General features: G+C 46.0%; 9 protein-coding genes. 2 read left to right on the top strand and 7 right to left on the bottom strand.

Translation table 11 applies throughout. From position 1 onward, the window contains the following. Window positions 1-164 precede the first annotated feature (164 nt). The 7 genes from pyk to FFM77_RS01925 all read right to left on the bottom strand — a co-directional run bounded on the left by pyk (window position 165) and on the right by FFM77_RS01925 (window position 12,582). Window positions 165-1,925 (bottom strand): pyruvate kinase, encoded by a 1,761-nt coding sequence (pyk, locus tag FFM77_RS01955; RefSeq protein WP_137634070.1) that lies wholly within the window; start codon window positions 1,923-1,925, stop codon window positions 165-167. Between the two features lie 77 nt (window positions 1,926-2,002). After that, window positions 2,003-2,965 carry a 6-phosphofructokinase gene (gene pfkA, locus FFM77_RS01950; protein ID WP_137634069.1) on the bottom strand — a complete coding sequence of 321 codons (963 nt, stop codon included), beginning with the start codon at window positions 2,963-2,965 and terminating at the stop codon, window positions 2,003-2,005. 113 nt (window positions 2,966-3,078) lie between these two features. Then, complete coding sequence (gene dnaE, locus FFM77_RS01945; RefSeq protein WP_137634068.1) at window positions 3,079-6,429, bottom strand: DNA polymerase III subunit alpha; 3,351 nt, start codon at window positions 6,427-6,429, stop codon at window positions 3,079-3,081. Between the two features lie 448 nt (window positions 6,430-6,877). Continuing rightward, the gene (gene clpB / locus FFM77_RS01940) at window positions 6,878-9,487 is read right to left on the bottom strand and encodes an ATP-dependent chaperone ClpB (protein WP_137634067.1); all 2,610 of its coding nucleotides are present in this window, start codon (window positions 9,485-9,487) and stop codon (window positions 6,878-6,880) included. 114 nt (window positions 9,488-9,601) lie between these two features. Next, window positions 9,602-10,843: a peptidase T gene (pepT, locus tag FFM77_RS01935; protein WP_137634066.1), complete on the bottom strand. Its 1,242-nt coding sequence runs from the start codon at window positions 10,841-10,843 to the stop codon at window positions 9,602-9,604. Window positions 10,844-10,862: 19 nt separating this feature from the next. Further along, window positions 10,863-11,888 carry a Nif3-like dinuclear metal center hexameric protein gene (locus FFM77_RS01930; protein ID WP_137634065.1) on the bottom strand — a complete coding sequence of 342 codons (1,026 nt, stop codon included), beginning with the start codon at window positions 11,886-11,888 and terminating at the stop codon, window positions 10,863-10,865. Then, window positions 11,875-12,582, bottom strand: coding sequence for a tRNA (adenine(22)-N(1))-methyltransferase (locus FFM77_RS01925; RefSeq protein ID WP_137634064.1), 708 nt, complete (start codon window positions 12,580-12,582; stop codon window positions 11,875-11,877). Before FFM77_RS01925 ends, FFM77_RS01930 begins: the two co-directional genes overlap by 14 nt. 256 nt (window positions 12,583-12,838) lie before the next feature. Here FFM77_RS01925 and FFM77_RS01920 point away from each other — a divergent pair, with 256 nt between their 5' ends. Together FFM77_RS01920 and FFM77_RS01915 are read left to right on the top strand one after the other, a co-directional pair. Continuing rightward, complete coding sequence (locus tag FFM77_RS01920; RefSeq protein WP_137634063.1) at window positions 12,839-13,702, top strand: helix-turn-helix domain-containing protein; 864 nt, start codon at window positions 12,839-12,841, stop codon at window positions 13,700-13,702. Between the two features lie 199 nt (window positions 13,703-13,901). Next, on the top strand, window positions 13,902-15,065 hold the full coding sequence (locus FFM77_RS01915) for an O-antigen ligase family protein (RefSeq protein ID WP_137634062.1): 1,164 nt from the start codon (window positions 13,902-13,904) through the stop codon (window positions 15,063-15,065). The last annotated feature ends 16 nt before the right edge of the window (window positions 15,066-15,081 follow it).

The raw sequence follows: 15,081 nt of genomic DNA, 5'->3' as shown, positions 1-15,081 counted from the left end.
CGACACCTCACGTATCCTTAATTGTAACTGAAAACACGGCAGATAGCGAGAGTTGGCCGCTATTTAATCCGTTAAACGCCCCTCAGCTCGGCCATACGACCGATTTATGTATATAAAAAGCCGCCGCAAAGCGACGACTTTTCACAATCAAATTAAATTCGATTTTATAAAGCGTTTGAAGCACCGCGGTAAACGATCCCACGACGTGAGTCAACGGTGATTAATTGACCGTCAGCAATCACAGAAGTAGCATCCTTAACACCAACGATAACTGGAATCCCCATTGAGATACCAACTACGGCAGCGTGTGAAGTTAAACCACCATTTTCAACAACTAAAGCGCTAGACTTTTCAATTGCTGGTAAGTAGTCTTTGTCGGTAGTCTTAGTAACTAAGACGCCGCCTTCAACAGCCTTGTCGATAGCTTCTTGAGCAGAGGTTGCGATAACAGCCTTGCCAATGACAGTTTCGTCACCGACACCTTGACCGTCAGCTAACTTAGAACCAATTAATTGGATCTTCATGATGTTAGTTGTACCGCGTTCGCCAACTGGCACACCGGCAGTGATCAAGATCAAGTCGCCTTCCTTAGCAAAGCCAAGTTCAACGGCCTTTGAAGCAGCTAAATCAAACATATCATCAGTTGTTTCAGGCTTGTCAGCAACGATTGGTTGAACACCCCAGTTGACCATCAAACCACGTTGGGTCCGTTCGTCAAAAGTGATAGCCAAGATATCAGCATCTGGACGGTACTTCGAAATCATCTTAGCAGTGTAGCCAGATTCAGTCGCAGCAACAATCGTCTTGATACCTAAGTTCTTAGCAGCCCGGGCAATCGCAATCCCGATGGTTTCAGTCACACTAGTCTTGTCGAAACGGTTTAATTGTAATGAACCGTTTTCAGCTAAGGTGTTTTCAGCCTTTTCGTCGATCTTAGCCATCATGGCAACAGATTCAACTGGGTAAAGACCGTTAGCACTTTCACCAGAAAGCATCGTTGCGTCAGTACCATCAAAGACAGCGTTGGCAACGTCAGATGCTTCGGCACGAGTAGGACGTGGGTTTTCTTGCATTGAATCAAGCATTTGAGTAGCGGTGATAACAGGCATGCCCATTGCGTTACATTTCTTGATTAATGACTTTTGTACTAAAGGAACATTTTCGGCTGGAATTTCAACACCCATGTCACCACGAGCAACCATCAAGCCATCACAAACCTTAAGAATTTCATCGGCGTTGTCGATACCTTCTTGAGATTCGATCTTAGGGAAGATTTGAACGTGTTCCATGTGCTTTTCTTCAAGTAATTCACGGATGTCTAAGACATCTTGTGGCTTACGAACGAATGAAGCAGCAATGTAGTTGATTTCGTGATCCAAACCGAAGCGAATATCGCTTGAGTCTTTTTCAGTAATCCCAGGTAAGTTGATAGAAACACCAGGAGCGTTAGTACCCTTACGTGAGCCAAGAACACCGGCGTTTTGAACAGTGGTAACCAATTCGCGGTTAGCTTCGTCTTTTTCGTCGATCTTCATGTCTAATAAACCATCATCGAAGAGGACATGACCGCCAACATGAACATCGTCATAAAGGCCATCATAGGTAACGGCAATCTTATCTTTGGTTGATTCTAATGAATCGTCCATTGAGATACGAACCTTGTCGCCGATCTTGTATTCAGACTTACCGTCTTTTTGAACGGTCGTCCGAATTTCAGCACCCTTAGTATCAAGCATGATACCAACAGTCTTACCTGTAATCTTTTCAGCTTCATGAACCTTGTTTAAACGATCCAAATGTTCTGCATGGTCACCATGCGAGAAGTTAAAGCGGAAAATATTTGCGCCGGCTTCGATCAATTTAACAATAGTGTCAGTATCGGTGCTGGCAGGACCAAGTGTTGAAACAATCTTGGTTTTCTTCATAAGAAAAATCTCTCCCTTGAAAGTTTTTTATAAAAAGACAATAACGTCATTTTTATTAAATATAGTTATAAAACGATTTAGTTAAATGAGATTTCATCATTTAACTTCGACAATGATAATTCAGCTTCATGCTTAGAATCAAAAAGATCTAACATGTTATGCGTCACTAATTCATTGTGTTGGATACCAACTGCTAAGCCACCCTTACCACTAAGTAAGAGTTCGATAGCATAAGCACCCATCTTGCTGGCCATGACCCGGTCTTTAGCCGTTGGACGACCACCGCGTTGCATATGACCAATCGTGTTAGCCCGTGCATCAAAGTCACCATATTCAGATAACTTTTCAACAAATTCTTGGGCACTCATCACACCTTCAGCCAAAACAACAATGTTGCAACGATGACCGTTAGCACGATTGTGCTTGATCTTGTTGGCAATGGTTTCCATGTCCCAATCAAGTTCAGGAATCACGATGGCGTCGGCACCAGCCGAAACACCAGCCCACATGGCAACGTCCCCAGCGCCACGACCCATAACTTCCACAACGAAAGTCCGGTCATGACTGCGAGCCGTATCATGAATCCGATCAAGTGCTTCCACGTCAGTGTTAACTGCCGTATCAAACCCGATCGTAAAATCAGTAAATGGGATGTCATTATCAATTGTTCCGGGAAGACCAATTGTGTTGTAGCCGTGTTCAGTTAAGCGTAAAGCCCCATGATAAGAACCATCGCCACCGATAACGACCAAAGCATCGATACCGAACTTCTTCAGTTGTTCGATACCCTTTAACTGACCTTCTTCATGTGCAAATTCTGGATAACGGGCTGAGTACAGCAAAGTGCCGCCTTCATTAACCACGTCGTCTAAATCTGCAGCCACTAATTTATGAATGTCACCAGCAACTAATCCGGCAAAGCCGTAATTGATGCCGTATGCTTCTAACCCTTCGGCCATTGCTTTACGAGCAACCGCACGAACGGCCGCATTCATACCAGGAGCGTCGCCGCCACTGGTTAAAATACCAATGCGTTTCATTTTTTCACCTCAGGCAATAAATTGAGTTCGTAACTCCATAAGTGATTTTAACACTTTTCATAAAACTTGTCTGTTATTTTTTGAAATTAAATCCCCGTGAAAACGCTGTTACATCAAGGGGTTTCGCTTTTCATGACGACGTTATCGCGACCTAACAAGGTTGTAAGCGCTCCAATCAGGTCATCATTATCTCGGACCCAATACTGTGAATTTAGTTCAACTGTCTTACGAGCCGTCGCTGAATAAATCAAAACCGGATTAGGCCCCTTGAAGCGCCGCAAAATCATTAAAATTTGTTTTTGGACCGTTGCCGTTGCTTGTTCCGGCTGTAGTCGTAAAAACAAGCGGCCGGTGGGTGCTGGAAACTGATCTGCTAATTGCCATTGGTCAACGATCACTTGCAACCCGCGCTGTTGTTCGACTTTACCGCTAACTAAGACAATCGTTTCTGGCTTCAAAATTGCCTGCAAGCGATCGTAAGTTTTCGGAAAAATCGTTAAATCGATTTCTCCAGACAGATCACTCCCCGTGGCAAAGGCCATCTGTTGGCCACGTTTTGTACGAATAACGCGAATCTTCGTGATATAGACCAATAGTTTCGCTCGTTGCTCAACACTGAGCGCACTCACTAAACTCGTCTGCTGTTGCTGAGCTAACCATTTGTAAGATTCTACCGGATGCCCCGAAACATACGCACCTAAAACTTCCGATTCTTTAGCCAACCGTTCACCTAAAGGTAACTCGGGCTGTTTCTTAATCTTGGGCGCTAACGACGCAAAAAGGCTCAGACTATTACCGGCCAATTCAGCACTCGACATCAATTCTGGAACACCGGTCAACAATTCCGCTCGATTCAAGCCAAAGTGATCTAAGGCTCCGGCATAGATCAGGGCCGTCATTAGTTCCGGCTTTAACCATTTGGCATCCAACCGCTGCATCAACTGCTGCAAACTCTTAAATGGCCCATTTTCCGTGCGTTCCGCAATCACATCGCTAATGAAATCACGCCGCAATCCTTTGATGGAACTCAAGCCAAACGTAATCGCTTGACCATCCCAGTCAAAGTACGCCCCACTACGATTAATATCCGGGGGCACAATCTTAACTTGATGCTGTTTAGCCTCCGCAAGATACTGCTTTAGCTTTGTCCCATTACCCAGAATGGAGTTCATTAATGACGTGAAAAAAGCCCCCGGATAATGGACTTTCAAATAGGCCAACTCAAACGCCATTTTACTGTAAGCCACCGCATGTGAGCGGTTAAACCCATAATTGGCAAATTGTTCAATATATTGATAGACCTGCGTCGCTACCTCAGCGGAGAAATGCTGCTGTTCTGCACCCACAATAAACTTTTGGCGCATCTCATCGATGACTTGTTTTTTCTTTTTACTCATCGCTCGCCGTAATAAATCGGCTTCGCCTAAGCTAAAGCCCCCCATCACGGCCGCCACTTGCATGACTTGTTCTTGGTAGACCAAGATGCCATAAGTTGGGCCTAAAATGGGCTGTAATTCTGGCGCCGGATAGGTCACTGGCTCGCTGCCCTGTTTACGAGCGATAAAATGATCGATATTTTCCATCGGGCCGGGCCGATATAAGGCATTGACAGCCGCGACTAATTCAAAGTTATCGGGGTGTAGTTTGCGTAAAACATTCCGAATCCCAGCTGATTCAAATTGAAAGACACCCGTGGTATCGCCAGCTTGAAATAGCTTTAAAGTCGCGGGATCATTGAGATCAATCTTCGTAATAGCCAGTGGTTGTCCAGTCTGTCGTTGAACATAGTGTAACGCACTTGCCATTAGCGACAGGTTCCGTAAGCCCAAGAAATCCATTTTCAACAGACCGACCGCTTCTACAGTATCCTTCGTATATTGCGTCATCAGCATCGTTTCACTACCCGCTTGCAAGGGCACGATTTGAATCAACGGGACTTGACTTAAAACTACCCCGGCCGCATGGGTCGAGTAATGTCGTGGTAAGCCTTCAATCCGACGCGCTGTTTCGAACAATAACCGATTCTTACTAGAATCAGCCACTAAATTCTGTAACGGCCGCGACGCTTGGTAAGCCTGATCTAAGGTAATGTGTAACTGATTCGGAATGGCACCGCTCCAGTCACTCATTTCAAAAGTCGATAGCCCAAAGACCCGGCCAACATCGCGTAATGCCTGCTTAGCTGCTAGCGTCCCAAACGTAATAATTTGGGCAACACGGTCATGGCCATACTTATCATGCACATACTGCAAGACTTGTTCTCGACGATTGTCTGGAATATCCAAATCAATATCCGGCATATTGGCGCGTTTCGCATTTAAGAAACGTTCAAATAATAAGTCGTATTGTAGCGGATCAACGTCTGTAATACGAAGAACGTAGGCCACAAGTGAACCGGCAGCCGAACCACGGCCTGGCCCAGTCGTAATCTTCGCTTGATGGGCATAATTCATGACATCCCAGACAATCAGGAAGTAATCGTCAAAACCCATCTGATCAATAACTTGCAGTTCATGATCTAGCCGGTCATGGTAGGGTTGAGGATCACAATCTTTAGTCATCGCAGTTAATCGCTGCTTCAACCCTTGTTCACATAATTGACGTAGATAGCGATTCGCTGGTTGTTGCTCTGGCGTTGGGAAATGCGGTAATTGGGGTTTTTGAAAGACCAACTCAACCTGACAAACCGCCGCAATCTTCGCTGTCGCTGCAACCGCAGCCGATAAATCTAACGCCGTATATGCAGTTTCAATCGTTGGTGGGTCCCGTAAATAGTGCGCCCCAGCAACATCTTGTAGCTGTTCAGGCTGATCAATTTGTTGGCCCCCGGCGATGGCCCGCAAAACGGAAACTGAAAAATAATCCGTCGCTTGAACATAATCGACCGGGTCAAGGGCCACAATCGGTACCTGTTGTTGCGCGGCAAAGGCCACTAATGTCGACCGCAATGCGGGTGATTGATCGAGGGACACACCTAAATAAAAGCTCTCTGGATCACAGGCGGTTTGCACCTGTTGCACCCAAGTAGCTGCCACGGCTGGCTGGTCTTGCATCAGTAGTGCTACAACTTCACTATCTTTAGCCGGTGTCATGACGACCAAATGCGCTAAATGTGGCGTCACTTGTGCTAACGTCAAGGGAGCATCATTAGTCGCGGTTTGTTTCAACGTCGACAATTGCATCAAGTTTTGATAGCCCGCCCAGTCTTTGGCTAAGACGACCAAGCCAAACTCACGCTCAGCTAGTTGGCTACCACTAATTTTTAAATTAATCCCCAAAATCGGATTAAGACCCGCTTGACGACACGCGTTATAAAAGTCGACACTGCCGTACATCACATCGATATCGGTCAAAGCCAAGGCTGGATAACCTTGTTGTTGCGCCGTTTGGACTAAGGCCTGGATCGTGCTGGTACTTTGCAGCAAGCTGAAGGTACTCATCACTTGCAACGGAATATAGGACATCCTACCGCTCCTTTCACTTTATTATTAATTCTATTATAGCAAACGCCGGTTCGATTCGGCATTAAATGACATTGTGCGCAAAGAAAAAGCCACCAACTAACGGTTGTTATCGTTAGTTGGTAGCTTAGTCAGTATGCTGAATACGCTTGGTGCTAGTTGGTTTAACTTGCCACTCTGGTTGGCCCAGAATCGGCTGGAACGTGGTGGCCACGTTTGCGAGCCATAGAACGGTCTCGCAAGCCGGGCTTTATCTAAGTCGGAAAAGCACCGACTAAGATAAACGACACCACTGAGCCAATTCTGGCCCGCCCGGCGTTAATTAACGGCTATTAAAAAATTAACGATTGATTATTTTCAATCCAGTCATCTAGCCGAGTCGTTGGTTGCTAAAATACTCAGCCATGGCATTCCAGCGCTTTAGGAACCAACCGGCAGGCAACAATTTCAACTAAGCCTTCACAGCATCAGCCGATTGATTTTCAAAGACTAAATGATCATCTAGCAGATTAATCTCAACGGTCGATTGTGGCGTCACCCGACCGGCAATAATTTCTTTTGCCAAGGGCGTTTCCACATAATTGGTAATATAACGCCGCAATGGTCGCGCCCCATAGGCTGGTTCGTAGCCTTGCTTAGCAATCCATTGCTTAGCTGAGTCCGAAATTTTTAACGTAATTTCACGATCTTGTAACCGGCTAGATAACCGGGCAATTAATTTCACCACGATTTGTTCAATCGCATCCAATTGTAATGGTGTAAACATGATGATGTCATCGATTCGATTCAAGAATTCCGGTTTGAACCGGCTTTGAACCAACTGCATGACTTGATCATGCGCCTCATCGGATAATTGTCCACGGTCGTCGACGCCAGCCAACAGTTGTTGTGACCCCAAGTTAGACGTCATGATCAAAATGGTATTCTTGAAATCAACTGTCCGACCTTGACCATCCGTTAAACGGCCATCATCCAACACTTGTAATAAGATATTAAACACATCTGGATGTGCCTTTTCGATTTCATCGAATAAGACGATTGAATATGGATTACGCCGGACCGCCTCCGTTAACTGGCCGCCTTCCTCATAACCGATGTAGCCAGGCGCAGCCCCAACTAGCCGTGAAACTGAGGCTTTTTCCATATACTCACTCATGTCAATCCGGACCATATGATCATCCGCATCAAATAAGTTTTCAGCTAACGCTTTAGCGAGCTCCGTCTTGCCGACCCCGGTTGGCCCTAAGAACATAAAGGAACCTAACGGCCGATTAGGATCTTGTAATCCCGCTCGTGACCGTAAAACCGCATCGGCCACCGCATTAACAGCCGTATCTTGACCAACGACCCGTTGATGCAAGTTATCAGCTAAATGTAAAAGTTTTTCGCGTTCGCCAGCGACCAGCTTATTAACTGGAATTCCGGTCATCCGCGATACCACATTAGCCACTTGATCCGCGGTTACCGATTCTTCCACTAACCAGTCAGCATGGTGGTCATTGGCTTCCATCTGTTTAAGTTCATCAGCTAATTTAGGAATCGTGCCATGTTGTAACTTAGCGGCCGTCTCCAAGTCGTATTTACTTTCTGCCGTTTCCAAGTCATGCTTAGCTTGATCTAAAGCAGCCTTTTTGTCACTTAACGCCTGGAGACTCTTCTTTTCACTATCCCAGCGTTCAGCAAGCGTCCGTTGCTTTTCCTTCGCACTGGCTAATTCTTGTTGCAGGTCACCGAGCCGTTTGACAGAGGCTTCATCGGTTTCTTTCTTCAAGGCCGCGGCTTCAACTTCTAAGCGCATTAATTGCCGATTGACCTGATCCAGTTCCGTGGGATTTGAGTTCATTTCTACCCGAATCTCCGCCGACGCTTCATCGATCAGATCCAAGGCTTTATCAGGTAAAAAGTGATCCGTAATGTATCGATCCGATAACTTAGCCGCAGCAACTAACGCATTATCGTGAATCCGGACGCCATGATGGATTTCAAAACGTTCTTTTAACCCCCGTAAAATACTGATCGTATCGTCTACGGAAGGTTCCGCCACGAGCACCCGTTGGAACCGGCGTTCAAGCGCTTTGTCTTTTTCCAGATATTGCCGATATTCATCCAGCGTGGTGGCCCCAATCAGATGGAGTTCGCCCCGCGCTAACATTGGCTTAAGCAAATTGCCGGCATCCATACTGCCTTCAGTCTTACCCGCGCCAACAATATTATGGATTTCATCGATGAACATGATGATCTGGCCATCGCTCTTTTTAATTTCTTTCAAAACCGCTTTTAATCGTTCTTCAAATTCACCACGATATTTGGCACCGGCAATCAAGGCTCCCATATCTAGTGAAAATAACGTTTTATCTTTTAAGTTAGACGGCACATCCCCACGCACGATCCGTTGGGCTAAACCTTCAACAATCGCCGTTTTACCGACCCCTGGTTCACCGATTAAGACCGGATTATTCTTCGTCTTGCGTGATAAGATCCGAATGACATCTAAAATCTCTTCATCACGGCCGATAACGGGATCTTGGTTCCCTTGACGGGCGGCTTTGACCAAGTCAACCCCATACTTTTCCAAGGATTGATATTGATCTTCTTGATTTCGCGAGGTCACCCGTTGACCACCTCGGATCCGATCAACCGCATTTTTAACTTGGCCCGCGGTGAGCCCTTGTTGGGTCAAATAACGAGTTAATTGATCACCCGTTTGGTCCATCAAAGCTAACACAACCGTATCGGTGGCTAAAAAATCATCACCGAGTGACTTGCGTTTGGCTTCCGCGGTCTGCATTAACGTGGCTAAGCTACTGCTAAAACTTTGACCATATTGAACATTGCCGCCACTGACCGTACTGATTTCGTCTAATTCGCGATCAAGTTCCGTTTGCAACTGGTCCAAATCGGCACCAGCTTCACTAAAGATTTGCCGTGCTGGTTCCCCAGGCTGTGTCATAAATTTAAATAGATGCGGCACCCCGATTTCTTGATGATGCCGTGTTTGGGCAATTTGTTGGGCCTCAGTTAAGGCTTGTTGTAAACTTTCAGTTAATTGTTCTGGATTCATAATTTCATAACCCCCTCTAAATTAGGTTAGCAAAAAGGCAGCCATTTCAGCTGCCAATTAAGGTTTGACCTTTATTGACCATTGCATTATATAACGAATGGCCAGCTTTGCCAACTATTTAGTTTGTTGGGCATTATCAGTAATAATTTGGAGTACCACATCGACAGCCTGAGCCATCACTTGTTCAGACACATATTCAAAGCGGCCGTGCATGTTCTCGCCACCTGCGAATAAATTAGGCGTTGGTAAGCCCATGAATGAAATCTTCGAGCCATCAGTCCCACCACGAACCGGATAGATAACTGGTTTGATGCCTAATTTTTCCATCGATTGTTTAGCTAATTCAACCACGGTCATGTCCTTTTCAATAATTTCACGCATGTTATAGTACTGATCCTTCATGTTAACGTGAACCCGTTCCACATCGAATTGGGCGTTCAGATGATCCGCAACGGCTTGGAAGGTCTTTTTCCGGTCTTCGAATTTTGCCCGGTCATGGTCACGAATAATGTAGGTCATCTTGGCATTATCAACCGTGCCATCTAAGGCTAACAAATGATAGAAGCCTTCCCGACCACTCGTATGTTCCGGCACTTCTTGCGCAGGTAAACCATTTTGGAAGTCAACCGCTAACTGCAAGGCGTTGATCATAATATCCTTAGCTTCGGCGGGATGCACATTGACCCCAGTAAAGCTGACTTCAGCTTGAGCCGCATTAAACGTTTCATATTCAAGCTCACCTAATGGCCCACCGTCGACCGTGTATGCATAATCAGCACCAAAAGCGGGCACGTTAAAGTGGTCAGCCCCAGTTCCAATCTCTTCATCCGGACCAAAGCCTAGCCGAATCTTCCCATGCTTAACTTCCGGATGCGCCAACAAATATTCTGCAACACTGATGATTTCAGCGACGCCGGCCTTATCATCCGCGCCAAGTAAGGTATTCCCATCGGTCGTAATCAACGTGTGCCCGGTGTAATTCTTTAAATTAGCAAACACCTTAGGATCTAAATCATAGCCACTCGTGCCTAATTTGATCACCGAATGACCATCATAGTTTTCAACGATTTGGGGTTGAATATTTTCAGCGTTAAAGTCAGCGGTATCGATATGTGAAATAAAGCCTAACGTTTTGACAGGTTGATCCGTGTTAGCGGGCACCGTTGCAAAAACATACGCACTTTGCGCATCTTGTTCAACATCACTCAAGCCTAAATCAGTTAATTTGGTCATTAGCTGCTGCAAAAAGGCCGTCTCGCGTGGTGATGATGGAATCGTGGTCGACGTTTCGTCAGAACGACTGTTAATCTTCACAAAACTTAAAAAGTCAGAAATTAAATGTGGATAAGTTGCCATTGGTAGTTCCTCCTTAAAGTTAAATAAACGTAAACGGATCAGTATTTAATTGCGAGGCCACAATTTCCAATGGCCAATCATGGTCACTAGCCCATTGGGTAAATAACGTCGTCAATTGTGCCTTACAGATACTTTCAATATGATGACCCGGATCAACGACCGACAAGCCCGCCGCCAACATATCGTGGGCCGTATGATAATACACATCGCCAGTCACATAGACTTGTGCGCCTTGTTGCAACGCTTGATGATAAAACTTACCGCCATCGCCACCTAGCACCGCTACTCGCTGAATCAGTTGTTGCGGTTCAGCGCTGACCAGCCGCAACCCACCGACACCAAAGACTTGCTTGCATTGTTCCGCAAACGCTTGGACAGTCATTGGTTGGGCTAAATTCCCGATGCGACCCATGCTGTATTGATGACCGCCAGTTAATAACGGTTTAGCTTGATAGTCCCAGTCAGTAGTTGGTAGTAAGGCTTGAATGCCTTGAATGGCAGCTGACAAGTCGTCCTGCAGTAAATCCACACTAAATTGCTCGCCAGAATTCAAGGCATAGCGATCGACTTTAGCTTGCCAAGTCTTAATGAGATATTCCTGCACCGCTTCAGCTTGGGCCGCTGGAACGGTCACCGTTAATTTTACAGCGGCGGCGTGATAGCCAGGCACTAGGCCACTTACTTGTTGTAGGCCTAACGCTTGTGCCAACCAGTCGTTCATCCCACCTTCAGCACAGTCCAAGTTCGTATGTGCTGCGTAGACTAAAAGATGGTGCGCCGCGATCTTCGCATACATCGCTTTTTGCGGATCTTGGTAGTCTAAATTAGCGGCAGGACGAAACATTACCGGATGGTGGGCAAAAATCATGTCAGCCCCAACTTTGATTGCTTCATCGACCACTTCTGGCCGAACATCTAATGTTACCAGTACTTTATGAATCGGCTGATTAGGATCACCAATTTGTAACCCCGTTGGATCATCGTGCCACTTCAACTTCAATGGTGCAAAACTCTCAAACCGTGTGATTAACTCACTTGCCAACATCCGCTAAGACTCCTTCAATTAAATTTATTTTGGTTTGAATCGCTGCTAAATGTTCAGCTGGCACAACTTTGGCTTGCTGCATTTGGCTAACCGCCATTTGTGCGCGCTGTAGTTCATGTTGCCACTTCTCCCGAAAGACCAGCGACTTTTCTGCTAGTAAGAACGGTCCAAATAGCGTTTCGGTTGCCGTATAACTAACCGGTTCAGCTACGTGATCAGCAACCAGAATTTCATACGTATGACCATCTTCCGCCAAAATCCGTTCGGCAACTAACTTGAATTGGTGGGCTGCTAACCAGTCACGTACGGTCGCTTCACCAACGTTTGGTTGCAAAACTAACCGTTTTACACCGGCTAATTGGGCCGACCCTTGTTCTAAAATGTGCCGAATCAACGGGCCACCCATGCCGGCAATCGTAATGGTATCAATTCGATCAGCGGGTTGAATTGCCGCCAATCCATCAGCTAAACGTGCCTGGACGAGGGCGGTTAAAGCCAACTTTTGAATTTCATGTTGCGCATTTTCGAATGGGCCCTTAACGACCTCGCCAGCGACCGCATAACTAATCCGCTGATTTAACGCCAAGTTAGCTGGCAAGTACGCATGATCTGACCCAATATCGGCAACGCGGGCTCCTTGTGGCACGAACTGCCCGACCGTTGCTAATCGTTGTGATAATTGTTTGGCATCCACCGACATAACCCCTTTTTATTTATGGTCCCAATTTGATTTAAAATTGAACTTAACTTTAGCTAATTTCAATCATTTTAACTGCTTTCATTTTAACATGCTTAGAAAGCGATTAACGCTAGTAAACGACTTATTTTTTATTTTTCACTGACTAATGACGTTGTTTGCGTAGCTGTTGCGGTAAAGGAGGCACTTCCATAACGTTACCAGCCAGTCAACTTGGCTGGATCAATGTAGAACCAAGAAGGGATGTTTTACCATGATCAAATCCGAATTAGCCACAATCTTGACCGAACGCCAGCTCAGCATTACCGAACTAGCCCAGCAAACGGGCATCGATCACCAAATATTAAGCCAACTGGCCAATAATCAGGCCCAACAACTCAACTTGCAACAGCTAAATACGTTAGCACGCACGTTGGAACTGGAACTAGACGACTTGCTCACCCTAATCCCGGACCAAGAATTATTAGTCGTCTTGACTGCACTCAACCGCACCACTAAACAATTTCAAGGCCAACTTAAATTTATTGATCACGATTGTCACCAGACCGCGATACTCCCGCTAACCGGTTGCTATGAGCAAACGGGTCTACTAACCACTTTTCTGATTAATGACACCTTTGACACCACCCAGTCAGCTGATAAGCTTCGGGTCCGCTTAGAAAAACTACAAGCAGCCAATCCTAGTCCGCTGACTGAACAACAAGCCCAAGCTGCTGAAAACTTTCCGGCCGATTTAATCTGGCTACAATCCCATGATGAACCCACTAATGAAACAGACTTAGACCGGTTCTTTCAGATCAATAGCTTATTGGCTGCTGCTCGGTATACTGATCTAAAACTAATCTTGAAACCACTGGCCATGGGATTGATTGCAGCGTTTTATAATCACCCAGCTGAAGTCTTAGGTCCCCCGACCATGGCGCAATTACAATGGGGTGAAACAACCGGTTTTCGACTGTTTAACTGCCACCTTTTAGCCAGCCCCGAAGCCTTGGCTCAAGCCGGGTTAAACCGGCGACAAACCCAAGTTCAACAACAGCGGGCCCAACCCGTGAATTATACTAACTTAGAATTTGTGGATTACTTTTTTGGCGCGGGTAACGGTCTGAACAACTAAAGCTGCCGCGCACACTGATACTTGCAACTCGCTGGGGCACGGCGGGCTTAAAGATAACGATTCACTTAACTTTTGTAAGAAGGCTTAAATCTTTTCAACCTGCTGACCATCACACTGACAACGAGTGGCATAATAGCTTGTACGATTTATAATTGGCTGCTTTGGCCAGTTAATTTTAAGAGAAAGCTTGCGTGTCACCATGTCTAAGTCCCTCACCACCCGCCAATTTTCAATTGGGTTGGCGTTACTTGCCGTCTTACCACCAATTGGTATTGGCTGGCTCATTTATTTAAGTCGCTGGCAATGGCTGACCTTGTTTAAGCAGCCTAAGACCATTTATCACGACCACGTCTTAGCATTTATTTTATGGTTGCTCGGTATTACCAGTCTGACACTTTTACGGTCGCCTGGTCAGTTGGTCGGCCTATCTGGGGTATTACTCATTGTCTTATTAAACTTATGGCTACTATGCCGACAATCCGCTCAGCTCTTAACTTGGCCACAAATCTGCCATTATTTGGTTTACTTTGGCAGTTATTTAACGGTCAGTGGTAATCTGTTCCACTGGTTGAACCACTGGCAACTTTTACCAACCTGGTGTCAATTTTTAACTGGCGACCTACTTTGGGGCTATGCGGCCAATGCGAATCGCTTATTCGGTTCAGCCGATAATCCCAACGATGCTTGCTGCTTATTGTTGATTGCCCTAGCTGTGGCCTTAGCCCAAATTGACGAGCACGTTTACGCAACCACTTGGCTTAATTGGGGCTTAGTCGCTTTACTCATACTCGGTATTTACCAGACCCAATCACGAACTGGCTTAATCCTGATGCTACTACTGATTTTAGGGACCAGCTTTTCCTTGAATTGGCGCCGTTTTTTATGGTTAATCGGCGGTGCCGGTAGTTTCTGCTGGTTCGGACTAGCTTGGGCGCCACGCAGCTATTCCTGGGCGACTGGTTGGACTGCCCGCGTAGCAATTTGGCAGCATAGTCTCCAAGTCTTTGCTACCGCCCCATGGCTTGGCGTCTCATATTTCGGCTTTGCTCCGCGATATTTAAGCTTAACCGGCCATTACGTGCCACATGCCCATAATCTTTTCATTATGATCCTAGCTTCGTTTGGCGGATTAGGCGGCCTAGGCTTAGCTAGTTTAATCATCCTCAATAGTTGGCAGTTGATTCGGCTTACGCACTCCAAGCTACCCAATCAACACTACTTTGCATTACTCCTACCCGTCATTTTAGCGTATGGCAGCAGTGACTTTGTCTTGTCATCCCTGCAAGTCTTGATCATCGTGCTACTCGTCATGGCTCATTGGTGGCAGGTTCAACAGGCTATCCCACTTCAAACTAACACCTAACCACTAAAAAACGGCC

The organism is Lactiplantibacillus songbeiensis (assembly GCF_005405125.1).
In the GTDB taxonomy this organism is placed as follows: domain Bacteria; phylum Bacillota; class Bacilli; order Lactobacillales; family Lactobacillaceae; genus Lactiplantibacillus; species Lactiplantibacillus songbeiensis.
Note: the sequence above shows the minus strand (reverse complement) of the source record. Positions and strands in the feature narration are given on the sequence as shown.

What these genes read in the sequence shown, in the direction of transcription:
- pyk (WP_137634070.1), bottom strand. Translation starts at nt 1,925, where the DNA reads ATGAAGAAAACCAAGATTGTTTCAACACTTGGTCCTGCCAGCACCGAT.
- pfkA (WP_137634069.1), bottom strand. Translation starts at nt 2,965, where the DNA reads ATGAAACGCATTGGTATTTTAACCAGTGGCGGCGACGCTCCTGGTATG.
- dnaE (WP_137634068.1), bottom strand. Translation starts at nt 6,429, where the DNA reads ATGTCCTATATTCCGTTGCAAGTGATGAGTACCTTCAGCTTGCTGCAA.
- clpB (WP_137634067.1), bottom strand. Translation starts at nt 9,487, where the DNA reads ATGAATCCAGAACAATTAACTGAAAGTTTACAACAAGCCTTAACTGAG.
- pepT (WP_137634066.1), bottom strand. Translation starts at nt 10,843, where the DNA reads ATGGCAACTTATCCACATTTAATTTCTGACTTTTTAAGTTTTGTGAAG.
- FFM77_RS01930 (WP_137634065.1), bottom strand. Translation starts at nt 11,888, where the DNA reads ATGTTGGCAAGTGAGTTAATCACACGGTTTGAGAGTTTTGCACCATTG.
- FFM77_RS01920 (WP_137634063.1), top strand. Translation starts at nt 12,839, where the DNA reads ATGATCAAATCCGAATTAGCCACAATCTTGACCGAACGCCAGCTCAGC.
- FFM77_RS01915 (WP_137634062.1), top strand. Translation starts at nt 13,902, where the DNA reads ATGTCTAAGTCCCTCACCACCCGCCAATTTTCAATTGGGTTGGCGTTA.